The sequence below is a fragment of the Streptomyces sp. NPDC001604 genome (genome assembly GCF_042893475.1).
GTDB lineage: Bacteria > Actinomycetota > Actinomycetes > Streptomycetales > Streptomycetaceae > Streptomyces.
The window spans coordinates 9901-33618 of the sequence record NZ_JBIAUY010000007.1 but is presented as its reverse complement, the minus strand read 5'-3'; the positions used below and the strand labels follow the sequence as shown (position 1 = coordinate 33618).

Here is a 23718-nt window from a genome sequence, read left to right as displayed (position 1 = left end):
CTGTCAACCCTCCCTGGACCCTTTGACAAGCCGCACCGGCCCATGGAACGGTCCACAGCATGAAGCAGCCGACCATCCGCGACGTGGCCGAGCAGGCCGGCGTGTCCAAGTCGCTGGTCTCGCTCGTGCTGCGCGGCTCCGAGCAGGTGCGGCCCGAGAAGCGGGAGGCCGTGCTGCGGGCGGTACGGGAGCTCGGCTACCGGCCCAACGCCGCCGCGCGCAGCCTCAGCGAGCAGCGCACCCGCACGGTCGGCGTGCTCCTCAACGACCTGCGCAACCCCTGGTTCGTCGACCTGCTCGACGGCCTCAACTCACTGCTGCACGACAACGGCCTGCGCATGCTGCTCGCGGACGCCCGCCTCAATCGCCGCACCGGCCAGGACCCCGCCGACCCGCTCCTCGACCTACGGGTGGACGGCCTGGTCGTCGTCGGCACCCTGCCCGACCCGGCCGCGCTCGGCACGGCCGCCGAGCGGATCCCGGTCGTCGTCGCGGGCGCCCGTGAACCGGCCCCGGCGGGCGTGGACGTGGTGGCGGGCGACGACGAGCGGGGCGCCCGCCTGGTCACCGAGCACCTCATCGGCCTCGGCCACCGCCGTATCGCGCACATCGCGGGCTACGGCGCCGTCGGCGAACTGCGCCGCCGCAGCTTCGAGGCGACGATGCGGGCGCACGGCCTCGCTGACCAGGCCCAGGTGGAGGCCGGTGACATGACCGAGGAGGGCGGCTACCGCAGCACCGTCCGGCTGCTCAGCCGCCCGGACCGGCCCACCGCCCTCTTCGCCGTCAACGACATCGCCTCCGTCGGCGCCCTCTCGGCCGCCGAGGAACTGGGCCTGCGCGTCCCGCAGGACGTGTCCGTCGTCGGCTACGACAACACCAGCATCGCCCGCCTGCGCCACGTCTGGCTGACCACGGTCGACAACGGCAGCCACGAGGTCGGCCGCCGTGCCGCCCGCTGCCTCCTGGACCGCTTCGAACACCCCGGGGGAGCGGGCCGACTGCACCTGACCGCACCGACGTTGGAGATCCGCGGCAGCACGGCGGCGCCGCTCACAGATTGATGGCGTACGCCTTCCGCAGCGTCTCGTGCACGGTCCACGTCGTGCGGTCGCCCTCGCCCAGGAGGGCCATGTCCCCGGGGCCCACTGTCAGCGTCGGCCCGCCCTCGACCTCGATGGTGGCCGACCCGCTGATCACCACGAACAGCTCGTCCGCCTCGGTGTCGGTGACGACGCCCGGCGTGATCTGCCAGACCCCGCGGACCTGACGGCCGTCCGCCGACTCCCACACCACCTTCCCGCTCACCTCCGGCGTCCCGGAGACGATCTGCTCAGGGTCGAGGGGCTCGGGCTCGAGCTCGACGTCGGGGATGTGAAGAACGAAGCTGCGGGTCATGGGCCGACCCTAGCGAGAGCTCCCGCCGACCGCGCATGGACACTGTGTGGGGTATCGCCCCAGGTGGGAGGACACTTCGTCGGCCGCGACCGCCGGCTGCGGGGCTGTGCTCGTGTGCGGCTCCGCCGCGGTGGGCTGGAACAGTCATGGCGGGGTGCTCAGGACGGCCGACGGCGGTGTCGGTCGTGGGTGGCCGGCCGCAGTTCGTGCATGGACATGATGTGCGCTACCGCGTCAGGTGGGGGAGCCTTCGGGGCTCCGTCGCGTGGGCGCGACCAGACACGGCGGAGCTGCACAGGATCGACGGTCCGTTGCGGCCCGCGGCCGAACCCCACATCGACACAGTGAGCGGAGCGTGCGGGCTTCGGTGACGACGCACGGCGTGATCTGCCGGGCGCCGCGGAGCCCGTGTTCGGGCACTGCGCACGGCATCATCCCAGGTGGGAGCAGGCTTCCTTGGGGCGCGACTGGCGGCCCGGCAGGTGCCGGGTGATCGTGGAGGGCATGGCGCAGACGACCACGGCCGCCCCCGGGCAACGGCAGCACGACACCCGCGAGGCCGTCCTCTTCGGCGGCGTCTACGGCGCCGTACTGGCCTGCTCCATGGTCGCGGCGCTCAGCCAGTACGGCCACAGCTCCCGCGTCAGCCGCCGCTACGACGCCATCTGGCTGCTGGTGACCGCGCTCGCCTCCGCCCTCGCCCACGGCTACGCCCACTACATCGCCGAACGCGCACCGCACCGCCGCTGGGACGCCCTGCGCGCCCTCGTCGACGAATGGCCCCTGGTCACGGCGGTGCTGCCGACCGTGGCGATCCTCGCAGGGGCGGGCTGGGGCTGGTGGCCGGCGGACGGGGTGGAGGATCCGGCGTTCACCCTGAACATCGCACTTCTGTTCGGCCTGGGACTGGCCACCGCGCGATGGTCGGGACGCTCCTGGGCCGTCGCCCTGCGCACCGGCCTGGTCGACGCACTGCTCGGCGTCGTCGTGGTCATCGCGAACGCCGTCATCAAGTGACGTCCATCGGGGGCCGATTGCCGCCCGGACTGTCGTATGGTCATCCCTCGTGGGTACGGACATCGACGGTGTCATCGAAAGCCGCTCGCCCGACGGGCACTGGCGCTTCACGGCCGATCTGCTGGACTTCGAGCCTCCCCGGGACTACGTCGCCTGGGAGTGTCTCTTCGGAGTGCGCGGGGCGGGGGACGTGGAGCGTCCGCTCTTCGCCGCCCGCGGGCTGCCGGACGGGATCTCCGATGCCGTGCGCGAGTCGGGCATCGGGAAGTTCCAGCACGACCACACCTACGCCACCTGGGCCGAGGTGGCGGCCGTCGACTGGGACGCCCCGCTCGCCCACGGCCTGGCCTGGAACTGGGCGGTGCGGTCCCTGCCGGACGGTGACGAACTCGTGAGGGTGACCCCGGGCCTGCGCGCGGCGGCCGCCGAGACCTTCGGCGGAAGCCTGCTGCTGGCGCCCCCGGAGTGGCCACCCGGCGCCGAGGTGCGCCTGGCCGGCGTGGCGCACCGCCCCGTGATCCTCACGGCGCGGATGCTAGCCCCGCCGGACGAGGGATGCTGGGCACAGGTGTGGAGCACCATGCGGGACCTGGCGGCCAGACACGGCGACGAGCACGTACGGCTCGTCGTCTGGTTCGGCTGACCACCCGCGCACCGGTGAAGGGAGCCGACATGACCACCGACGCCACCGACACCACCGTCACGGACGAGGCGGTACGCAGTCTGCACGCCACCACCGACCCGCGCCTGCGCGAACTGCTGACCGGCCTGATCCGCCACCTCCACGCCTTCGCCCGCGAGACCCGGCTGACGCAGCAGGAGTGGGAGCGCGCGATCGGCTTCCTCACGGCGACCGGGCAGATGTGCACGGACACCCGGCAGGAGTTCATCCTCCTGTCGGACGTGCTCGGCCTGTCGATGCTCGTCGAGACGATCAACGGCGACCGCGCCGCCGGAGCCACCGAGTCGACGGTCCTCGGCCCCTTCCACATGACCGAGTCCCCGGCACGCCGACTCGGCGAGAACATCGACCTGGTGGGCGGCGGCGAACCCTGCGTGGTCAGCGGCCGGGTCCTGTCCGAGGACGGAACTACGCTGCCGGGCGCGGTCGTCGACGTCTGGCAGGCCGACGGGAACGGCTTCTACGACGTCCAGCGCCCTGACGTACAGCCACCGGGCAACGGCCGCGGGCTGTTCACCGCGGACGCGGAGGGCCGCTTCTGGTTCCGCACCTGCGTGCCGAGCCCGTACCCGATCCCCACCGACGGCCCGGTCGGCGACCTGCTGCGCGCGACGGCCCGCCATCCCTACCGGCCCGCGCACATCCACTTCATCGCCTCGGCCGCAGATCATGCACCGGTGACCACGCACATCTTCGTCGCGGGCAGCGACTACCTCGACTCGGACGCGGTGTTCGCCGTCAAGCCGAGCCTGGTCCAGGAGTTCACCCGAACGGATGACTCTGTTCTGGCGCGGGAGTTCGGCGTCCCGAACCCCTTCCGCCACACCCGCTTCGACCTCGTACTGGAGCATTCGTGAAGCACCACCTCGACTTCTCCTACGAGTCGTGGCCCATGCGGGTCGTCTTCCGGCCCGGGGCCGCCACGACCGCGACCGCCGGCGAGGCCGCGGCGCTCGGACTGCGGCGGCTGCTGGTGGTGTGCGGCAGTCACGGCGCCCGGACGGCACGCGCGGTCGCCGACTCGCTCGGCCCCGCCTGCGTGGGCCTGCACGACGGAGCCCGGATGCATGTACCCGTCGAGGTCGCCGACCGGGGCGTCGAGGCGGCCCGTGCGGCGGGCGCGGACGGCTGCGTGGCCGTCGGTGGCGGTTCCTCGATCGGCCTCGGCAAGGCGATCGCCCTGCGCACCGGCCTGCCACTGATCGCCGTGCCCTCCACCTACTCCGGCTCGGAGATGACCCCTGTCTGGGGCCTGACCGAACACGGCGCCAAACGCACCGGCCGCGACCCCGTCGTCCTGCCCCGCAGCGTCGTCTACGACCCCGAGCTCACCCTCTCCCTGCCGGTGCCGCTCTCCGTCACCAGTGGGATCAACGCGATCGCCCACGCCGTCGAGGCGCTGTACGCCCCCGACACCTCGCCCCTGATCGCACTGATGGCCCAGGAAGGCGTACGGGCCATGGCGGGCGCCCTGCCCGAGGTGGCCGCCGACCCGGCATCGCTGGAGGCCCGCGGCCGCGCCCTGTACGGCGCGTGGCTGTGCGGCTCCTGCCTCGGCGCCACCACGATGGGTCTGCACCACAAGCTGTGCCACGTCCTCGGCGGCACCTTCGGCCTGCCCCACGCGGAGACCCACACGGTGGTCCTGCCGTACGCCCTCGCATACAACGCGCCCGCGGCACCGGACGCGGCAGCCGCCGTCGCCCGCGCCCTCGACGCGGACGACGCCCCGCACGCCCTGCGGGAGCTGGCCGGGCGCCTCGGCGCACCCCGCTCGCTTGCCGAACTCGGCCTGAAAGAAGGCGACTTGACCGTGGCGGCGGCACAGACCGCGGGCCAGGCCTACGCCAACCCCCGCGAGGTCACGGCCGACGGGGCGCTCGCCGTGCTGCGGGCGGCGTACGAGGGCGCGGCACCGGAGTTCCCCGCCCCCTGACGCGGAAGCGCCGCCGCACCGCCCAAGCGGGACGACGGCGACGTGCTCCCGCACCTCCTCAGTCCCTCACGCAAGGGAAGTCGAACTGTGCCCGCAATGTGGCGAACGAAATTGTTGACAATCTTGTCTGACTGGATTTAGGTTCGACGGGCACCCACTCAGGGAGGGCAGCGATGCCGACGGAAGCCCGTCCGAGCACCGGAGAGCAGGCCAAACAGCATGCACTCGCGCAGTTGCGGCAGGCGATCCTGCACGGCGAGATGGCACCGGCACAGCGGCTGGTGGAGAACGAGCTCGCCGAGCAGTTCGGTGTGACACGGGCCAGCATCCGCGCGGCACTCATCGATCTGGAGGCCCAGGGCCTCGTCGAGCGGATCCGCAACCGCGGCTCGCGGGTGCGGGTGGTGACCGTGGAGGAAGCGGTCGCGATCACCGAGTGCCGGATGGTCCTCGAAGGGCTGTGCGCGGCGAAGGCCGCCGTCGCCGCCGGCGACGAGCAGCTCGCCGAGCTGACGGAGCTGGGCACGGCGATGACCAAAGCCGTGGCCGACGGGGAGCCGGTGACCTATTCCGAGCTCAACCAGGAACTGCACGCCAAGGTGCGCGAGTTCTCCGGCCAGCGGACCGCCGTGGACCTCCTGGAGCGGCTCAACGCCCAACTGGTGCGCCACCGCTTCCAGTTGGCGCTGCGCCCGGGGCGTCCGCAGCACTCCCTGGGCGAGCACCTGGCGATGATCGAGGCGATCAGGTCCAGGGACCCGCAGGCGGCCGAGACGGCCGTCCGCGCCCACCTCACCAGCGTGATCGAGGCGCTGCGCGACTGACCGCCGCGCGGCCGGGAACCGCTGGAAGGGGCGGGCGCCCATCTGTCACCAAGACATTGGGAGATTGCAGCATGACCCAGGCCAACGCGCCCGCCTCCCCGCGGTCCACCCTCGTCGTCACGGCGCATGCCGGGGACTTCGTGTGGCGGGCGGGCGGCGCCATCGCCCTGGCCGCCGCCCGCGGGGAGAAGGTCACCATCGCCTGTCTGACCTTCGGCGAGCGCGGCGAGTCCGCCAAGGCGTGGCGCGAGGGCAGGAAGCTCGACGAGATCAAGGCGATACGCCAGGACGAGGCCGAGCGCGCCGCCGCCACCCTCGGCGCCGAGGTCCGCTTCTTCGACGCCGGCGACTACCCGCTCATCCCCACCGCCGAGCTGACCGACCGACTCGTCGCCGTCTACCGCGAGACCCAGCCGGACGTGGTCCTCACCCACCCGGTCGAGGACCCGTACAACGGCGACCACCCGGTCGCCAACCGCATGGCGCTTCAGGCCCGCATCCTCGCCCAGGCCATCGGCTACCCGGGCGAAGGAGACATCATCGGAGCCCCGCCCGTCTTCTACTTCGAGCCGCACCAGCCCGAGATGAGCGGCTTCAGGCCCGAGGTCCTCCTCGACATCACCGAGGTGTGGGACACCAAGCGCCAGGCCATGGAGTGCCTGGCCGCCCAGCAGCACCTGTGGGCGTACTACACCGACCTCGCCGTCCGCCGCGGCGTCCAGCTCAAACGGAACGCCGGCCCGAACCTGGGCCTCGCGCACGCCACCATGGCCGAGGCGTACATGCGGCCGTTCCCGCAGATCGCGAAGGAGCTGGCATGAGTGGCGTGATCGTCACCAACCCGCCGAAGGCGGCTGCGAAGGACGTCGAGGCGCTGGCCGGCTTCGGCGTGGCCACGGTCAGCGAGGCGATGGGCCGCACCGGCCTCCTGGGACCGGAGATCCGCCCGATCCAGCAGGGCGTACGAGTCGCGGGTACGGCCGTCACCGTGATCGGCTGGCCCGGCGACAACCTCATGATCCACGCGGCCGTCGAGCAGTGCGGGGAGGGCGACATCCTGGTCGTCACCACCACCTCGCCCTGTACGGACGGCCTGTTCGGCGAGCTGTTCGCGACCGCCCTGACCCACCGCGGCGTGCGCGGTGTCGTCCTCAGCACGGGCATCCGTGACACCCAGGAGCTGCGTGAGATGGGCTTCGCCGCCTGGTCCCGGGCCGTCTCCTCGCAGGGCACGGTCAAGGCCACCGGCGGTTCGGTCAATGTGCCGATCGCCATCGACGGTCAGGTGATCCGCCCCGGCGACGTGATTCTCGCCGACGACGACGGGGTGGTCGTCATCCCCCGTGAACGCGCCCGCGAGACGGCGGAGAAGGCGGAGGCCCGCGAGGCCAAGGAGGCGGCCACCCGCGCCGCCTTCCTCGGCGGCCAACTCGGCCTGGACCGCTACGGGTTGAGGGGGACCCTCGAGCGGCTCGGCGTCGAGTACCGGACGTACGAGGAGTACGTGGGGGAGCGGCCGTGACCGGTGGGCCCGAGGAGGTCCGCTGTCTGCTGATGCGGGGCGGTACCTCCAAGGGCGCCTACTTCCTCGCCGACGACCTTCCCGCGGAACCCGCACTGCGCGACGCGCTGTTGCTGCGCATCATGGGCAGCCCCGACGAACGGCAGATCGACGGGCTCGGCGGCGCACATCCGCTCACCAGCAAGGTGGCCGTGGTGTCCGCCTCGACCGATCCGCGCGCCGACGTCGACTACCTCTTCCTCCAAGTCGCCGTCGACCAGCCAACGGTGAGTACCCGTCAGAACTGCGGGAACATCCTCGCCGGCATCGGCCCCTTCGCCGTCGAGCGCGGGCTCGTGGCGGCGGGGGAGGAGGAGACCTCCGTCCGTATCCGCATGGTCAACACCGGCGACTTCGCCACGGCGACCTTCCCGACCCCCGGCGGTCGCGTCGACTACACGGGAGACGCCGAGATCTCGGGCGTGCCGGGGACGGCTGCACCCGTGGTCATCGAATTCCCCTCCGGAGCAGGGAAGTTGCTGCCCACCGGCAAGGTCCGGGACGACATCGGCGGTACCCCCGTCACCTGCGTGGACAACGGCATGCCGACGGTGCTCGTCGCGGCCTCGTCCCTCAAGGTCACCGGCCACGAGTCGCCCAAGGACCTGGAGGAGGACCTCGCGCTCGCCGCCCGGCTGCATGAAATCCGCCTGGAAGCAGGCCGGTTGATGGGCCTCGGTGATGTCTCGGACACCACCGTGCCCAAGCTCACCCTCCTCGCCCCGCCCCGGGACGGCGGCGCGATCTCCACCCGCACCTTCATCCCGGTGCGCTGCCATACGTCGATCGGTGTGCTCGGCGCCGCCAGTGTGGCCGCGGGCCTGCGCATCGAGGGCGGCGTGGCCTCGGAACTCGCACAGCTCGATGCCGGCAGCGACCGTATCCGTATCGAACACCCCACCGGATTCCTGGACATCGAAAGCAGCCTCACCACCGGTCCCGACGGACTGCCCGCCGCCCGCCGTACCGCCGTCGTCCGCACGGCCCGCAAGATCTTCGACGGCACCGTCTTCCCACGCTCCGCCGAGACGGCACCCGTCCCCCCGCACCCCGAAGGAGGTCACCGATGACCCCGCCGCTCGGCGACATCGCCCACATCGGCCACGCCCAGCTCTTCACCCCGGACCTGGACGCCAGCGTCGCCTTCTTCACCGACTACCTCGGCCTCACGGTCAACGGCCGGGACGGCGACACGGTCTATCTGCGGACCTTCGACGACTACGAGCATCACAGCCTGGTTCTCACCGCCCGTGAACAGCCCGGCCTCGGCCGGCTCGCCCTGCGCACCTCGAGCGAGGAGGCCCTCCAACGCCGTGTCAAGGCGATCGAGGAGGCGGGCGGCTCCGGCAAGTGGGTCGAGGACGAACCCGGCCTCGGCAGGCTCTACCTGACGACCGACCCGGACGGCCACGAGCACGCCCTGTACTGGGAGAGCGAGCACTACCGGGCCCCCACGGAGTTCAGGCCCGCACTGAAGAACCAGCCGCAGGCCAAGCCCAACCGGGGCGTCGGGGTGCGGCGACTGGACCACATCAACTTCCTCGCGGCCGACGTGCTCGCCGGCGCCGAGTTCCAGCAACACGTGCTGGGGGCGCGGGCGACCGAGCAGATCCGGCTCGACTCCGGCCGGGTCGCGGCGCGTTGGCTGACGTACACGAACAAGTCGTACGACGTCGTCTACACCGAGGACTGGACCGGCTCCACCGGGCGGCTGCACCACATCGCCTTCGCCACCGACACCCGCGAGGACATCCTGCGCGCCGCCGATCTCGCCATCGACACCGGCGTGTTCATCGAGACGGGCCCGCACAAGCACGCCATCCAGCAGACCTTCTTCCTGTACGTCTACGAGCCGGGCGGCAACCGCATCGAGCTGTGCAACCCGCTCACCCGCCTCGTGCTCGCGCCCGACTGGCCGCTGATCACCTGGACCGAGGAGGAGCGCAAGAAGGGGCAGGCCTGGGGACTCAAGACCATCGAGTCGTTCCACACGCACGGGACACCGCTGGTCGCCTGAGAGGTGCTGCCGCCCTGCCTGCCTCGCGGATCTACGCGGTCTCCGGCTGCGTCCCGGTCTTCCGGTCTCGGCCGGACCCTGGCGGGCGTCGGCCTCGGCGGTCTGCTGCCCGGCAGACACCCGCGCCACCGCCGTCGGTTTCATCGGCATCGCGGCACTGCGCAGCCCGGAGTCCGGCACCCCGAGCAGCACCGGCCAGGAGCTGGTCGCCGCCCACTGACCAGCGGCCGTACCCCCGTGTAGGGGCAGGAGGACGGGCGCCGGCCGCCGCAGCGGATGCGGGGGCGGGCGTCCGGCGTCAGGCTCGGAGTATGAGCGAGCAGTGGGATGTCCGGCGTGCGGGGCCGGAGCAGGCGTCGCACCGGGTGCTGATGATTCCGGGCGGGCTGTGCTCGACCGAGTTCTACGCGGACGTGATGGCCGAACCGGCGCTGGCCGGACTGGGGCTGGTCGCCGTCACGATGCCCGGATTCGGCGGGACCACGGCTCCCGAGGACGTGACCATGGAGCACTACGCCCGGCTGATGGCGGACTTCGCCACCGAAGCGGGCTGCGACGTGGCCGTCGGGCACAGCCTCGGCGCGAACGTCGTGATCGAGATGGCGGCGGCGGGCCTGTTCCGCGGGCCGCTGGTGCTGCTCTCTCCGACCTTCTCGCGCGGCGACGAGGCGAAGTTCCTGGCGGCGATGAACGCCGTCGGGCGGGTGCCCGGGCTCGGCATCGCGGCCTGGACCGCCATGCTGAAGATGCTGCCCAAGGCCATGAAACGCGAAATGCCCGCACACCGTGCCGAGGCGCTGGCGGCGGACATGGCCCACAACGACCCGGCCACCTGCCGCCGCATCGTGCGGCGCTACTACGAATACCTGGACCGGTATCCGGCACTGGTCCCACGGCTGTGCGAGGCCGCCGTCCCGGCCTGGGTGGTGCGCGGCGACCACGACGAGGTCGGCCTGACGGACGTCGAGCGGCGTGGGCTGGAGGCCTGCCCGCAGATCCGGACGGTCACCGTGCCCGACGCCGGACACCTCCTGCTGGTCGAACAGCCCGCACGGATCGCCGACGTCATCCTGGACGCGGCCACCGCCAAGCGCTGAAGCCCGGACCCGGGGGGCTGCTGTGTTCCTACGTGGCTGCCGTGTTCGGGTGGACGGTCGACTGCTCGGCGGGCGTGACGCGCGGCTGTTGGTCGGCAGCGGCGACGGGACACTGGGATCATGCAGGACACACATACGGGGGCGGCGCGGCTGCGGGCCGCGCTGCGGGCGCCGTTCACGGCTCGGGCCCGGGCCGAGGTTGCGTACTGTCTGGTCGGGTTTCCGATTGCCCTTGTCGGGTTCGTACTAGTGCTCGTGGTGCTTGCCCTCGGGGCCGGGCTCACCGTCTCCCTCGTCGGTGCCGTGCTGGGGCTGCTGCTCGTCGTCGGCTCGACCGGGCTCGCGCGTGCCTTCGCCGCCGTGCATCGTCGGCTGGCGGCGGGGCTGCTGGGGGAGCAGGTGGCGGTGCCGCCGACGCCACGGCCCAAGGGCAAGGCGTTCGCGCGGCTCGACGCGCGGTTACGGGACGCCGCCGGATGGCGCTCGGTGGCGTACACCTTGGTCAAACTGCCCGTCGCCGCCTTGCAGTTGTATGCCGTGGGGTGGTGGCTGACCGGCCTGCTCGATCTGTCCGCTCCGCTGCGCTGGGCCGCCTTCGGGCAGCGTCCGCACCCCGGCGGGGAAGGCATGCCGACCGTCACGCCCGCCCCGGTCGGCGGAGGTGCCCCGCACAGCACCACCTTCGCGGGGACCTTCGTCGCCGCCGCGATCGGTGCGGCGACGCTGCTCGCGGCGCCGTGGGTCACCCGCGGCATCGTCGCCGTGGACCGCCGGCTGGTGCGTGCCCTGCTGGGACCCAGCGAACTCGCCCAGCGGGTAAGGACCTTGGAGGAGACCCGCGCCCTGGCCGTCGACGACTCCGCGGCCCTGCTGCGCCGGCTTGAGCGGGACCTGCACGACGGGGCGCAGGTACGGCTCGTCGCGCTGGCCATGAGCCTCGACATGGCGAGGGAGGGGCTGGGCGCGGAGGGCGAACCGGTCGCCGACCCCGGGCGGCTGCGCCGGCTGATCGAGACCGCGCACACCAACGCCACAGAAGCCCTCAGCGAGCTGCGCGACCTGGCCCGTGGCATCCATCCGCCGGTACTGGACGACGGCCTGCCCGACGCACTCGCCACGCTGGCGGCCCGCAGCACCGTACCCGTGGAACTGGCCGTCGACGTCCCGCAACGGCCCACCCCGGCGATCGAGACCATCGCCTACTTCTGCGCCGCCGAACTGCTCACCAACGTCATCAAGCACAGCGGCGCCCGGCGGGCGGTCCTGCGCGTCTCCCAGGAGGAGGGCCTGCTGCGGCTGTGTGTGACCGACGACGGACGCGGGGGCGCGGAGCCCGGAGCGGGCAGTGGTCTGACGGGTCTGCTGCAGCGGGTACGCACGGTCGACGGCACCTTGCACGTCAGCAGCCCGGAGGGCGGGCCGACGGCGGTGACGGTCGCACTGCCGCTGCATGCGTGAGGGGGAGCCGAGAGGTGAGGGAGCATTCCGGTATGCGTGTCGTGATCGCCGAGGACGCCGCCGTACTGCGGGAGTTGCTGGCCCAGATGCTCACCGAGCGCGGCCACGAGGTGTGCGCCTCCGTGGGCGACGCCGAGGGCCTGCGGGCGGCCGTCGCCGAACACCGGCCGGACGTCGGCGTCGTCGACATCCGTATGCCGCCCACCCACACGGACGAGGGCCTGCGCGCCGCCATCGACATCCGGCGGGAGCATCCCGGGACCGGGGTGTTGCTGTTCTCCCAGTACATCGAGACGAAGTACGCGACGAGGCTGCTGGCCGAGGGTTCGGCCGGCGTGGGCTATCTGCTCAAGGACCGGGTCGCGAACGTGGCCGAGTTCACCGACGCCCTGACCCGGGTGGCGGCCGGCGGGACGGCCCTCGACCCCGAGGTCGTCACCCAGCTCGCCGGTGCCGGCCGCCGGGGCGAGGACCTCGAAACACTGACGGCACGCGAGCGCGAGGTGCTGGCCCTGATGGCGCAGGGCAGGTCGAACGCCGCCATCGCGCAGACCCTGGTGGTGTCGGCCGGCACGGTGGAGAAACACGTGGCCGCCGTCTTCGGCAAGCTGGGCCTTACGGCCTCGGAGGACGCGAACCGGCGGGTCCTGGCGGTGCTGCGCTACTTGGGTGCGTGGGGCTGACGCCTGGAGAGGACTCCTGACCAGCAGAGACACCGAACCGCTTCTAGACTTGCAGCGGAAGCGAGCCCTCCGGCGGTGCGTCCTTGTGTGTCCTGGTGCGTCCGGTGCGTCCGGTGCGTCTGGTGCGGGAAGGCGGTGACGCCCCATGCCGTACGTCGCAGTGAGCGCGGTGAGCCATCCCGGGCTGCTGCGCGAGCGGAACGAGGACAGCCTCGTCGTCGGACCGTGGACCCTGTGCGCCACCGTGACCGAGAGCCCGCAGACCCTGGTCTTCCCCCTCGGAACGCCCCTGGTCGTCGCCGTCGCCGACGGGCTCGGCGGCCATCCCGGCGGCGACGTGGCCAGCGCCCTGGTCGCCCGCCGGATCGCCTCCGTCGGCCCAGCCCTGGACGACGAGGACGCCGTCCGCGCCGCCCTGAACGCCTGCAACCGTGCCGTGTACCAGGCCGCGGCGGAGGGCAGCGAGCTCACCGCCATGGGGACGACGGTGGCCGGCATCGTCGTACGCCCCGGCTCGCTGCTGATCTTCAACGTGGGCGACAGCCGGGTCCTCGCCGCCTCCCGCGACGGCCTGCGCCAGGTGAGCGTCGACGACAGCCCACCGCTCGCCCCCGGCCGGCGCACCACGTCCCTGGTCACCCAGTGCCTGGGCGGCAGCCCCGACTACCGGGCCGTCAGCCCCCATGTGACGACGGCGCCCCACTCACCCGGCGACCGCTACCTCGTCTGCACGGACGGCCTGACCGACCCGCTGACGACGGACGTCATCGAGGAACTGCTGAGGGACCACGACGACGGCCGGGCTGCCTTCGAGCTGTGGAAGGCCGCGATCGAGGCGGGCGGGCCCGACAACATCACGCTGGCGGTGGTACGGGTCGAGGAGGACGGATGATCCCGCTGCAGAGCGTGATCCTCACGGCTGAGGCCGTACTTCTCGCCGGCAGGCGCCCGCCTTGATCGGCTCTGATGGCGGCGTCGCCGGGCGGACCGGCCAAGCTCTGTACGGCCGGACCAACCCTTCCGGACATGGGTGGCGAGGGCCACGGTCCTTGCTGTCGTGCACCCCGTCTACCGCGCCGCCACGTCCGCAGACAGCGTCCGCCAGTGGCAGGGCACAGATGGGCTGTTGCTTGAGCAATGCCGAGCGGCCGACGGGGCGACGTTCAGTCATGCTGGGACAGGGGGCATCTCTTCCTGCGGCAAGGAGCACCGTATGCGCACGGACCCGGTCGGACGATTCCTGGCAGCCCTGGGCCCCGAGCAGCGCGAGGCCGTCGGCGCCAAGTCGCGCCAGGAGCAAGAACGCCTTGCGGCGGCTTGGGAACAGGAACTCGAAGCGGACGACGAACTCGACACCCTCGACGAACTGTCACCGCCGGCAGCAGAGGCCGAAGCGGCCCGCCGCATCCTGCAGAGCGGGACCGACTAGCAGCCACCGCCCGGCAGACGCCGAGCGGCCACTCAGTCGAGACAGAACTCGTTGCCCTCGATGTCCTGCATCACGATGCACGACTCGTTGACGCCGTCGGCGCGCAGCAGACGCACGCGCGCCGCACCGAGCGCGACCAGTCGTGCGCACTCCGCCTCGAGGGTGGCGAGGCGCTCCTCGCCCACGAGGCCGGTACCCGCTCGCACGCAGAGGTGCACGCGATTCTTGACGACCTTGCCCTCGGGGACGCGCTGGAAGTACATGCGCGGGCCGACCCCCGTGGGATCCATGCAGGCGAACGAGGCACCCTGACGCTCGGGCGGCAGCGAGCGGCCGAAATCGTCCCAAGTGGTGAACCCCTCGGGCGGCGGCGGTACGACGTACCCCAGAACCTCGCACCAGAAGCGGGCGACGCGCTCGGGTTCTGCACAGTCGAAGGTGACCTGGAACTGCTTGACCGATGACATCGGCGCACCATAGCAGGGTGATCATCTGCTTGATCCCCGTCGGGTCCGCAGGTGGGCGCAGTACGGGTGAGAGGGCGTCAGGAGTTGCTCGTGGCGCCGACGATGGCGGAGAAGATCCGGTCCTGCGGGGAGGTCGGCACATGGAAGAAGCCGTTGTTGCAGCCGAGTCGCAGGACCGCCGCCTCGTCCGCGACCGCCTTGACGTCTCCCAGGTTGTGACTGATGAGGATCACTCCGATGCCCTGCTCGCGGAGCTCCTCGACGAGGTCGAGGACGTGACTGGCCTGTGCGATGCCGAGCGCCGCGGTGGGCTCGTCCAGGAGCACGGCCTTCGGCCGGCCGAGGAGCGCGCGGGAGATCGCGACGGTCTGCCGCTGGCCCGCGGACAGTGAAGCGACCGGAGCACGCAGGTCGGGGACGCGGATGCCCAGCGTGTCGAGCTGCCCGCGTGCCTCCCTGCGCATCCCGCTGTCGTCCATCGACCGGAACAGGCGGCCCCGGGCGCCGGAGCACCGCCGCTCCCGGCCCAGGAAGAGGTTCGCGGCGACATCGAGGTCGTCGCACAGTGCCAGGTTCTGGTACACGGTCGCGATGCCCAGGCGCTGGGCGATCCGGGGAGTCCTGATCTGGACGGCCCGTCCCTCCCACTCGATGACGCCCTTGTCAGGGGGATCCACCCCCGAGATGACCCTGATCAGGGTGGACTTGCCGGCACCGTTGTCACCCAGAAGGGCGACGACCTGGCCCTTGTGGACCTCCAGGTCGACATCCTTGAGGGCTTGGACGGCGCCGAACCGCTTGGAGATCCCGTGCAGCGCGAGCAGCGGCGGCCCAGTCACGCGCACCTCGCCTTCTCCGCGCGACCGCGTTGACGCCGCACGGCCCCGGTGGAACCCCGGCCCTGTTCCGATCACCATCTTTCGTCCCCTTCCAGACGTATGCAATGCAGAAGGCATGAACCCGTCCGAACGGCGTGGCCGGCCGCGCCCGCCTGGAGAGGAGACTGAAGCGACACAGTGCGATATGTATGAACAAACTGGGCACGCGGTGTAGATCGCTGGGGCTTCCACGACGTTGGGCCCGGCCGGAGGAGGGTGTCACCGATGGCACACCACTGCACCGTCCGCAGGCGCGGTCGGCCACGGAGTTCGCGCGCGGGGCCGACGCTCCTCCTGGTGGGAACCATGCTGCTCGGCTCCGCGGCCTGCGGCGGAAACCAGGCCTCCACGGGCGGCGAGGGGACGGGGAAGGTCACGATCGGTCTGGTGACCAAGACGGAGACCAATCCGTTCTTCGTGGCTCTGCGCGAGGCGGCCCAGGCTGCGGCGAAGAAGAAGGGCGCCGAGCTCATCGCCCTGTCCGGCAAGTTCGACGGCGACAACGAGGGCCAGGTCGACGCGGTGGAGAGCCTCATCGCCCGCCATGTGCGGGGCATCATGATCACCCCGTCGAACACGACGGGCATCCTCGGTGCCATCGCCGAGGCCCGTCGGCAGGGCATCCTGGTGATCGCGCTGGACACCGCGACGGACCCGGAGAACGCGGCGGCGGCCACGTACGCGACCGACAACTTCAAGGCCGGACGCCTTCAGGGCGCCTATGTCAGGGCTGTGCTCGGCCGCCGGGCCCCCAAGCTGTTCATGCTCGACGGCACGGAGGGTTCCACGGTCAGCCGGCAGCGCCACGACGGCTTCCTCAGCGGCTTCGGGATCAAGGACGACTCACCGGCGATCCGCGGACGGGCGATCACCAACGGCGACCGCAACCGGGGGCAGACCGCGATGGAGAACCTGCTGCAGCGCACCAGCGACGTGAACTCGGTCTACACCATCAACGAACCGGTGGCCGACGGCGCCTACACGGCCCTCGCGGCACGCGGTCTGAGCGGCAGGGTGACCGTCGGCTCCATCGACGGCGGATGCGCGGGCGTGCGCGACGTCAGGGCCGGCAAGTACGCGGCCACCGTCATGCAGTTCCCGGTCAGGATGGCCGACCTGGGCGTGGCCGCGGTCACCGACTTCGTCAGGCACGGGAAGAAACCGTCCGGGTTCACGGACACGGGCACACAACTCATCACCGACAAGCCGGTGCACGGGCTGGCGTCCCGCGACACCGGCTGGGGACTCCGGCACTGCTGGGGGTGACCTCCGGGCGCCGACCGGGCGAAGGGATCAGTAACGGATCATGAGATCACCCGTGACCACCAGTGCTGCCACCGAGGGCGAGCCGGGCACCGCGCTGCGGGACGCACTGCGGTACGCCCTGCGCACACCGACCGTCGGCCCCCTCGCGGCCCTGGCCGTCGCCGTACTGGTCTTCTCGGTCGCGACGGACACCTTCCTGACACCGGAGAACCTCGCCCTGGTGCTGCAGCAGTCCATCGTGATCGGCACGTTGGCGCTGGGCCAGACCCTGATCATTCTCACCGCGGGCATCGACCTGGCGAACGGAGCCATCGCGGTCCTCGGCACGCTCGTCATGGCCAAGCTCGTCTTCGAGGGGCGCGGCTCCGCGGGCGCGCTGCTGCTCGGCCTGCTCACGGCGACCGTCCTCGGGCTGGTCAACGGCCTGCTCGTGGCCCGCCTGGGCCTGCCTCCCTTCATCGTGACGCTGGGCGCGCTGACCGTCATCTACGCCGTGGCCAGGCTCTACTCCGACTCCCGCAGCTATCCGGTCACCGACGATCTGCTCGTCTTCTGGGGCAACGGCGTCCACGTCGGCAGCGTTCTCGTCACCTGGGGGACGTTCCTGCTCGTGGGCCTGTACGCGTTCTTCTGGTACGGCCTCGCCAAGACGGCCTGGGGCCGGCACATCTACGCCGTCGGCAACGCCCCCGAGTCCGCCCGCCTGACCGGCATCAACGTGCAGCGCACGGTCCTGTCGGTATACGTCACCGCCGGTCTCCTCTACGGCATCGCCGCCTGGCAGGCCCTCGGTCGTATCCCCAACGCCGACCCGAACTCCTACCAGACGGCGAATCTGGAGAGCATCACGGCCGTCGTCATCGGCGGGACGAGCCTCTTCGGCGGCCGGGGAAGCGTCGCCGGAACGCTCATCGGAACACTGATCGTCACCGTGCTCCGCTCCGGCCTCACCCAGGCGGGCATCGACAGCCTCTACCAGGACGTCGCCACCGGGACGCTCGTCGTCGTCACGGTCGCCGTCGACAAGGTCCTGCGCAGGGGATCCGCCCGCTGACGCCGACGCGCAACCGTTCGGCGACCGGGCTCGGGGGCGTGTCGAGAACCCTGCGCCGGCTCCGTCCCAGGGATGCCGGATTTCCGCTCCAGAGAGGACCCTCCGTCATGGCCGTCGCCGATGACCTCGACCGCGCCACCGACTCGCAGTCGGACTGGGTGTTCAAGAACCTCCAGGCGCACCCGAGCGCCGGCAGGCAGGTCGGCGGCCGCCGTCTCACCGCTCGCGCCCGCGTCGCCTCCCCGGCCGAACGTGAGCTTCTGTGGCCTCGGGCGGCGCGCATTTTCCCGCTGTACGACGAGAACGCCCGGAAGACCGGCCGCGAAAATCCCGATCGTCCTGCTCACACCGCAGGACTGAGCCTGACGCGGAACTCCGGGACGAAGTGCTGCGGGGCCCGTACGGTTCGAGCCGGGGGGAGGCCGCTGATAACCGTTGGCCGGCCACCATGTGGTTCTGTCAGGGTGGCGGGCGTGACGCGTCGCTTTCTTCCCGGTCTCGAGCTGGCCGAGCTGTTCCACAGGGAGGTCGTCGCCCCGATCCTGGACGACGTGCTGCACGGCGTGGCGTACTCGGCGGCGCTGATCGGCTACGGCTCCGAGGTGCAGGGTTTCGACACCGTACGCTCCACCGACCACGCCTGGGGGCCGCGCCTGGAGGTGTTCCTCGCCGGTGAGGACTTCCGGGCCCGGGCGCAGCACCTGGAGGCGGAGCTCGACCGGCGGCTGCCGGAGGCGTTTCACGGCTACCCGGTTCGGTTCTCCTTTCCCGACGGCACACCGCCCCGGCACTGGGTGCACACCAACGATCTGCAGGCCTTCTTCACCGAGCAGCTCGGCGCCGACCCGGCTCAGGGACTGTCGGTGCGTGAGTGGCTCATGATTCCGACGCAACTGCTACGGGAACTGACCGGCGGCGCGGTCTTCCACGACGGCCTCGGCCTGCTCGAGTCCTACCGTGCCGTTCTCGCCTGGTATCCCGATGACGTGTGGCGTTATGTGCTGGCCTGCCAGTGGATGCGCCTGTCCCAGGAAGAACCGTTCGTCGGGCGCTGCGGCGAGGTCGGCGACGACCTGGGTTCCGCGGTGGTCGCCGCCCGGCAGGTGCGCGACCTGATGAAGCTGTGCCTCCTGATGCACCGCGTCTACCCGCCCTACAGCAAGTGGCTGGGCAGCGCCTTCTCCGCACTGCCCTGCGCCGCGGAACTCACCCCGCTCCTGGCGGGCGCGTTGGCGGCGCGCAGCTGGCAGGAACGCGAGCAGTACCTCTCCCCGGCGTACGAGCTGGCCGCGGGCATGCACAACAGCCTCGGGCTGACCGAACCCCTTGACGTGAAGGTCCGTCACTTCCACACGAGGCCGTTCCTGGTGCTGGACGCCCATCGCTTCACCGATGCCCTGATCGCCTCCATCGGCGATCCCGCCCTGCGCGCACTGCCCCCGGTCGGTGCGATCGACCAGTACGTCGACAGCACCGAGGTCACCGACCGGAACCACACCGACCGTCGTATCCGCTACATCGCCGGACCGGGCCTCCCCGCCTGACCGCCGGGCGATCCGACGAACGGCAGCGTCCGCCGCGCCGGAGGAGGTGCGAGCAGCGCGCGTACCCGCTGTGGCCGGCATGCCCGTGCGTAGCGAGCACCGCCGGTCGCCACCAGAGCGGGGGAGCGGCACCGGCGTCAGCGGACGGGGGTGCGCACCCCGTCCAGGGCGATCGCCAGGACGCGATCGCGCTGGCCGTCGTCGTCGAAGGCCGTGGCCGTGATGCCGGCCACCATCCGCAGCAGGTCGACGAAGTCCATGTCCTTGCGTGCCTCGCCCGCCGCCTGCGCCCGTTCGAACAGCGGCCCGCCCGCCGCGTACATCGACTCCCGGCAGGCCTGGAAGATCTCGGACTCGTCGTTGAGGGCCTCGCGGACGGCCCGCTTGGTCACCATGTATCCCGCGAACCGGCGCAGCCAGGCCGTCAGCGCCTCCCACGGCTCCAGCCCGGCGACCTCCTGCGCGACCCGGCACAGCTCGTTGACGTCGCTCGCGTAGACGCTTTCGAACAGATCGCGGCGGGTCGGGAAATTGCGGTAGAGCGTGCCGATGCCCACGCCCGCACGACGCGCGATGTCCTCCAGGGAGGCATCGGAGCCGTGCTCCGCGAACGCCTCCCGGGCCGCGTCCAGCAGGGCGTCGTAGTTGCGGGCGGCGTCCTTACGGTGCGGCCGCCGGGACGCCACGATCTCGCCGACGGGGAACGTCACGGGTGCCTCCAGAGCTGGATCGATACGGAGGAATGCCTCCGGTACTTGAACCGGAGGTGTGCCTCCGTTAGAGTGGAGGTACTCCTCCACTTTACCAGTGGACGGTACGTCCACCACCTTTCCGCGACCGCTCACCGCGGCCGTCGGCGTGCCCGAACCCGCCCAGCGGCGCTCCGGGTCCGCACGACCGTGGCCCGAGAACCTCGGCCGCACCCCGCTCGTTCGGAGAGGCCCTTCATGCCCCGCAAGTCCACCCGTCTCACCTTCGCGGTCCTCGCGACCGGCGCCGGTGTGTTCGCCATGCTGCAGTCGCTGATCGCGCCGGCCCTGCCGACCGTCCAGCACGCGCTGCACACCTCCCAGTCCACCGCGACCTGGGTGATGACGGCCTATCTGCTGTCCGCCTCGGTCTTCACCCCGATCCTCGGCCGCGTCGGCGACCTGATCGGCAAGAAGCGCACCCTGGTCGCCGTCCTGTTCGTCGTGCTGCTCGGCTGTCTGCTCGCCGCGCTCGCCCCGAGCATCGGCGTCCTGATCGTCGCCCGGGTCGTCCAGGGCGTCGGCGGCGCGCTCTTCCCGCTCTCCTTCGGCATCATCCGGGACGAGTTCGCCCCGTCCCGGGTCAGCGGCAGCATCAGCAACCTGTCAGCGGTGATCGCCGCGGGCGGCGGCGTCGGCATCGTCGCGGCCGGACCCATCGTGTCCGCACTCGACTACCGCTGGCTGTTCTGGATCCCGGTCGCCGTCGTCGCGGCCACCGTGCTCATCGCGCTGCGCTATGTGCCCGAGTCCCCCAACCGGGCCGAAGGCAAGGTGAGTTGGCTGGGCGCCGGCCTGCTCTCGGCCTGGCTGGTGGCCCTGCTGCTGCCGCTGAGCCAGGCGAGCAAGTGGGGCTGGGGCTCGGCGAAGGTGATCGGTCTGTTCGCCGCGGCCGTCGCCCTGTTCGTCCTGTGGTTGCTGTCCGAGGCCCGCTCCCGCACCCCGCTGATCGACCTGCGTGTGATGCGGCTGCCCGCCGTGTGGACCACCAACACCGCCGCCCTGCTGTTCGGTGCGGGCATGTACGCGCTCTGGTCCTTCCTGCCGGCCTTCGTCCAGACGCCCTCCGTCGCGGGCTACGGCTTCGGCGCGAGCGTCACGGCCTCCGGCCTGCTGATGCTGCCGATGCTGGTGGCGATGTTCCTCTCCGGCATCCTGAGCGGCCGTCTGGAACCCGTGGTGGGCGCGAAGTCCCTCCTGACCACCGGTGCCGCGCTCGGCGCCCTCGCCCTGGGCATGCTCGCCCTCTGGCACTCCGCGCAGTGGCAAGTCGCCGTCGTCTCGGGCGTGTTCGGCCTCGGCATCGGACTGGCCTTCGCCTCCATGGCCAACCTGATCGTCGGCAGCGTCCCGGCCTCCCAGACCGGCGCCGCGACCGGCATGAACGCCAACATCCGCACCATCGGCGGCTCCATCGGCGCCGCCGTCACCAGCGTCCTGGTCACCGGCCACCTCCAGCCCTCGGGCCTGCCGTACGCCTCCGGCTACACCCACGGCTTCGCCCTGCTGGCGGTGTTGTGCCTGGCCGCAGCGCTGGCGGCCCTGCTGGTCCCGACGGCCCGCAAGGCCCGCCTCACCGCTCCGGCCCGGATCGCCGACCGGAGCCCCGCCGAGCCGGAAGCGGCCGCATCCGGCACCCGCGGCTGACCCGGGGCCGACCCGGACTGCCGGGTCGGCCACCGGCCCCGGCCAGAACACCGCTGCACGTACGGTAAGGTTGACCTGCGCGATCCCGTGGTTCACCGCGGGAAGCGCACCGGGACGTGGCGCAGCTTGGTAGCGCACTTGACTGGGGGTCAAGGGGTCGCAGGTTCAAATCCTGTCGTCCCGACGGTGCGAAGGGTCTTCGCAGGCGAGAGCCTGTGAGGGCCCTTTCTTTTGTGCGTGGGTCCGGCTTGTTCTGTGCGGGGTCCGGGTTCGGGGTTACGTGGCGGTGGAAGGTCACAGCCGGACGATGACGAGGGCGATGTCGTCGTGGGCGCCGCCTGCTACGCCGAGGTGGGCCAGGAGGGTGTCGGCCAGGCGGTCCGGGCCGAGGGTGCGGTGCAGACGCAGGACGTCGACCAGGCGGGCCATTCCTTTCTCGATGTCCTCGTCGCGCCGTTCGATCAGACCGTCGGTGTACAGCACCAGGGTGGCCCCGGGCTCGTAGGGCTGACCGGCCTGTGGGCGGGGCACGTGCTGGGGCCGGGCTCCCAGTGGCGGGTCGGTGGCCTTGTCCAGCAGGTCACAGGTGCCGTCCGGGTGCATCAGGACCGGCGGCGGGTGTCCCGCGTTGCTGTAGATGATCAACTGGCTGCGGGGGTCGACGAGTGCCTTCACGGCGGTGGTGTTCAGGGCGCCGTCGACGGACCGTGCGTACAGGCCGAGCACCTCCAGGGCCCGGGCCGGTGACTCCAGTGCCCGGATCGCGGCACTGAGTGCACTGCGCAGCATCCCCATCACGGCGGCCGCCTCCAGGCCGTGGCCGACGACGTCGCCGACCGCCACCGCGAACCGGCTGTCGGAGAGGTTGACCATGTCGTACCAGTCGCCGCACACGTTCAGTGACCCGGTCGCGGGCAGATAGCGCACCGCGACGTCCGAATGCCGGGCCAGGTCGGGCACCTGGAGCATGGCCTCCTGAAGGGTGACGGCCACCTGGCGTTCGCGGGTGTGGGCCCGCCGCAGTTCCTCGTTCAGCCGCTGCAGCTCACGGGCGCGTGCATACAGCTCCGCCTCCAGCGCCTCACGCTTGGTCAGCTGCTGCAGGGGCGGCTGGTTGCCGGCCACGCGGGCCTGGACGAAGGCGGTGACGTCCTCCACACGGTGGATGATCCACTGGACGCTCCCGTCCGGGGCGAGGATCGGCGTGTTGATCGGGGACCACCAGCGCTCCTCGAACACTCCGGGCTCCTCCATGACCGGGATGTCGTACTTCTGCAGCGCCATGGTGTCCGGCTTCCGCTGGCCCAGCACCCGGTGCAGGGAGGCGCTGAGGTTGCGCACGCCGTCCGCCTCGGGGTCGGCGGGGTTGTCGGGGAACGCCTCGAAGATCTGCTTGCCGAGCAGTTCTCCACGCAGTCGGCCGGTCGCGTCCAGGTACGCCTGGTTGACCTCCACGATGACCAGGTCCGGGCCCAGCACCAGATAGGGGCTCGGTGTGCCGGCGAACAACGCCGCGTAGTCCATCTCCGGCAACGCAACCACCTCCGGCCGCCCCCTCACCCTCACGCTAGGCTCCCTCGAGCCGGTGCGCTCGGGTGAGGACGGCCGGCCACGGGCGCGGCGCGTGAAATCTCGCGACTGAAGAAGCGGTGGTTGCGCGTGTGAATATCTGCGACGTCGACCTTCCGGGACGGGCAGGCCGAAATGCGACCTGCCGGTGTTGCCGGTGCCATGGCTGAGGATTTCGGACCGGAAATCCGGCTACCCGCCCGGCGTTGCAGAACTCGTCATCGTCCTCGTGGTGGCATCGAGCCGGGGCGCACTCCGGCGCGCGCCCCGGGCCGCGAGGACGGTCCCGCGCGGGGATGTCGTACCCGGGGGGAGTGCGATTCCTCGCGCCCGGCGGCCGTGGCCCGTGGCCTCCCCCCGGCTCGGGCCCCCCATACAACCCCCCACCCGCGGCCGCGCGGCGGGGGGGGGCGGGGGTATGGGGGCCCCCCCCCCGCCCCGG

24 protein-coding genes, 1 tRNA gene and 1 pseudogene are annotated in these 23718 nt (G+C 71.5%); 21 read left to right on the top strand and 5 right to left on the bottom strand.

The annotated features are described in order from the left end of the window. The first annotated feature begins 59 nt into the window (after positions 1-59). Positions 60-1064, top strand: a complete 1005-nt coding sequence (locus ACFY1E_RS20760; RefSeq protein WP_389077928.1) for a LacI family DNA-binding transcriptional regulator — start codon at positions 60-62, stop codon at positions 1062-1064. Here ACFY1E_RS20760 and ACFY1E_RS20755 read toward each other — a convergent pair. Next, entirely contained in the window at positions 1054-1398 is a 345-nt protein-coding gene (locus ACFY1E_RS20755) for a cupin domain-containing protein (RefSeq protein WP_389077926.1), read from the bottom strand. The genes ACFY1E_RS20760 and ACFY1E_RS20755 overlap by 11 nt on opposite strands. A 504-nt stretch (positions 1399-1902) precedes the next feature. Between ACFY1E_RS20755 and ACFY1E_RS20750 the strand changes: the two genes are divergently transcribed. From ACFY1E_RS20750 to ACFY1E_RS20685, 14 genes are all read left to right on the top strand, one after another. Beyond that, the gene (locus ACFY1E_RS20750; RefSeq protein ID WP_389077922.1) at positions 1903-2415 is read left to right on the top strand and encodes a hypothetical protein; all 513 of its coding nucleotides are present in this window, start codon (positions 1903-1905) and stop codon (positions 2413-2415) included. A 49-nt stretch (positions 2416-2464) separates the two neighbouring features. Next, positions 2465-3058 carry a hypothetical protein gene (locus ACFY1E_RS20745; protein ID WP_389077920.1) on the top strand — a complete coding sequence of 198 codons (594 nt, stop codon included), beginning with the start codon at positions 2465-2467 and terminating at the stop codon, positions 3056-3058. Positions 3059-3087: 29 nt separating this feature from the next. Beyond that, positions 3088-3954 carry a dioxygenase gene (locus ACFY1E_RS20740; protein WP_389077917.1) on the top strand — a complete coding sequence of 289 codons (867 nt, stop codon included), beginning with the start codon at positions 3088-3090 and terminating at the stop codon, positions 3952-3954. Then, positions 3951-5033: a maleylacetate reductase gene (locus ACFY1E_RS20735; RefSeq protein ID WP_389077915.1), complete on the top strand. Its 1083-nt coding sequence runs from the start codon at positions 3951-3953 to the stop codon at positions 5031-5033. Before ACFY1E_RS20740 ends, ACFY1E_RS20735 begins: the two co-directional genes overlap by 4 nt. A gap of 173 nt (positions 5034-5206) precedes the next feature. Then, the gene (locus tag ACFY1E_RS20730; protein WP_389077913.1) at positions 5207-5857 is read left to right on the top strand and encodes a GntR family transcriptional regulator; all 651 of its coding nucleotides are present in this window, start codon (positions 5207-5209) and stop codon (positions 5855-5857) included. Positions 5858-5928: 71 nt separating this feature from the next. Next, positions 5929-6678 (top strand): PIG-L deacetylase family protein, encoded by a 750-nt coding sequence (locus ACFY1E_RS20725; RefSeq protein WP_389077911.1) that lies wholly within the window; start codon positions 5929-5931, stop codon positions 6676-6678. Continuing rightward, positions 6675-7379 (top strand): 4-carboxy-4-hydroxy-2-oxoadipate aldolase/oxaloacetate decarboxylase, encoded by a 705-nt coding sequence (locus tag ACFY1E_RS20720; protein ID WP_389077909.1) that lies wholly within the window; start codon positions 6675-6677, stop codon positions 7377-7379. Before ACFY1E_RS20725 ends, ACFY1E_RS20720 begins: the two co-directional genes overlap by 4 nt. Next, positions 7376-8488, top strand: a complete 1113-nt coding sequence (locus ACFY1E_RS20715; RefSeq protein ID WP_389077906.1) for a 4-oxalomesaconate tautomerase — start codon at positions 7376-7378, stop codon at positions 8486-8488. The genes ACFY1E_RS20720 and ACFY1E_RS20715 overlap by 4 nt, the downstream gene beginning before the upstream one ends. Further along, positions 8485-9435 (top strand): catechol 2,3-dioxygenase, encoded by a 951-nt coding sequence (locus tag ACFY1E_RS20710; protein ID WP_389077904.1) that lies wholly within the window; start codon positions 8485-8487, stop codon positions 9433-9435. The genes ACFY1E_RS20715 and ACFY1E_RS20710 overlap by 4 nt, the downstream gene beginning before the upstream one ends. Positions 9436-9746: 311 nt before the next feature. Continuing rightward, the gene (locus ACFY1E_RS20705; RefSeq protein ID WP_389077901.1) at positions 9747-10532 is read left to right on the top strand and encodes an alpha/beta fold hydrolase; all 786 of its coding nucleotides are present in this window, start codon (positions 9747-9749) and stop codon (positions 10530-10532) included. 120 nt (positions 10533-10652) lie between these two features. Further along, positions 10653-11990: a sensor histidine kinase gene (locus tag ACFY1E_RS20700; RefSeq protein ID WP_389077900.1), complete on the top strand. Its 1338-nt coding sequence runs from the start codon at positions 10653-10655 to the stop codon at positions 11988-11990. A 32-nt stretch (positions 11991-12022) separates the two neighbouring features. Further along, on the top strand, positions 12023-12673 hold the full coding sequence (locus ACFY1E_RS20695; RefSeq protein WP_389077897.1) for a LuxR C-terminal-related transcriptional regulator: 651 nt from the start codon (positions 12023-12025) through the stop codon (positions 12671-12673). 145 nt (positions 12674-12818) lie between these two features. After that, on the top strand, positions 12819-13565 hold the full coding sequence (locus ACFY1E_RS20690) for a PP2C family protein-serine/threonine phosphatase (protein ID WP_389077895.1): 747 nt from the start codon (positions 12819-12821) through the stop codon (positions 13563-13565). 321 nt (positions 13566-13886) lie between these two features. Beyond that, entirely contained in the window at positions 13887-14102 is a 216-nt protein-coding gene (locus ACFY1E_RS20685) for a hypothetical protein (protein ID WP_389077893.1), read from the top strand. A 32-nt stretch (positions 14103-14134) separates the two neighbouring features. Here the strand turns inward: ACFY1E_RS20685 and ACFY1E_RS20680 are convergent, their stop codons facing one another. After that, a complete protein-coding gene (locus tag ACFY1E_RS20680; protein WP_389077892.1) occupies positions 14135-14569 on the bottom strand; it encodes a VOC family protein in 435 nt (144 codons plus the stop codon). Between the two features lie 77 nt (positions 14570-14646). Then, positions 14647-15408, bottom strand: coding sequence for an ATP-binding cassette domain-containing protein (locus ACFY1E_RS20675; protein WP_389077889.1), 762 nt, complete (start codon positions 15406-15408; stop codon positions 14647-14649). 345 nt (positions 15409-15753) lie between these two features. On the opposite strand from ACFY1E_RS20675, the gene ACFY1E_RS20670 reads away from it, so the two are divergent. The 4 genes and pseudogenes from ACFY1E_RS20670 to ACFY1E_RS20655 all read left to right on the top strand — a co-directional run bounded on the left by ACFY1E_RS20670 (position 15754) and on the right by ACFY1E_RS20655 (position 19311). Further along, positions 15754-16713: a substrate-binding domain-containing protein gene (locus ACFY1E_RS20670; protein ID WP_389078606.1), complete on the top strand. Its 960-nt coding sequence runs from the start codon at positions 15754-15756 to the stop codon at positions 16711-16713. Between the two features lie 52 nt (positions 16714-16765). Next, complete coding sequence (locus tag ACFY1E_RS20665; protein ID WP_389077887.1) at positions 16766-17767, top strand: ABC transporter permease; 1002 nt, start codon at positions 16766-16768, stop codon at positions 17765-17767. Positions 17768-17874: 107 nt separating this feature from the next. Then, positions 17875-18033, top strand: a pseudogene (locus ACFY1E_RS20660) (nitroreductase family deazaflavin-dependent oxidoreductase); the annotation flags it as partial. Positions 18034-18240: 207 nt separating this feature from the next. Next, entirely contained in the window at positions 18241-19311 is a 1071-nt protein-coding gene (locus tag ACFY1E_RS20655) for a DUF4037 domain-containing protein (protein WP_389078603.1), read from the top strand. Positions 19312-19448: 137 nt separating this feature from the next. On the opposite strand, the gene ACFY1E_RS20650 is transcribed toward ACFY1E_RS20655, so the two are convergent. After that, complete coding sequence (locus ACFY1E_RS20650; RefSeq protein ID WP_389077885.1) at positions 19449-20021, bottom strand: TetR/AcrR family transcriptional regulator; 573 nt, start codon at positions 20019-20021, stop codon at positions 19449-19451. Between the two features lie 237 nt (positions 20022-20258). On the opposite strand from ACFY1E_RS20650, the gene ACFY1E_RS20645 reads away from it, so the two are divergent. Continuing rightward, complete coding sequence (locus ACFY1E_RS20645; protein WP_389077882.1) at positions 20259-21707, top strand: MFS transporter; 1449 nt, start codon at positions 20259-20261, stop codon at positions 21705-21707. A gap of 110 nt (positions 21708-21817) precedes the next feature. Next, positions 21818-21891, top strand: a tRNA-Pro gene (locus tag ACFY1E_RS20640). 110 nt (positions 21892-22001) lie between these two features. Here ACFY1E_RS20640 and ACFY1E_RS20635 read toward each other — a convergent pair. Further along, a complete protein-coding gene (locus ACFY1E_RS20635; RefSeq protein ID WP_389078601.1) occupies positions 22002-23231 on the bottom strand; it encodes a PP2C family protein-serine/threonine phosphatase in 1230 nt (409 codons plus the stop codon). Positions 23232-23718: the final 487 nt, after the last annotated feature.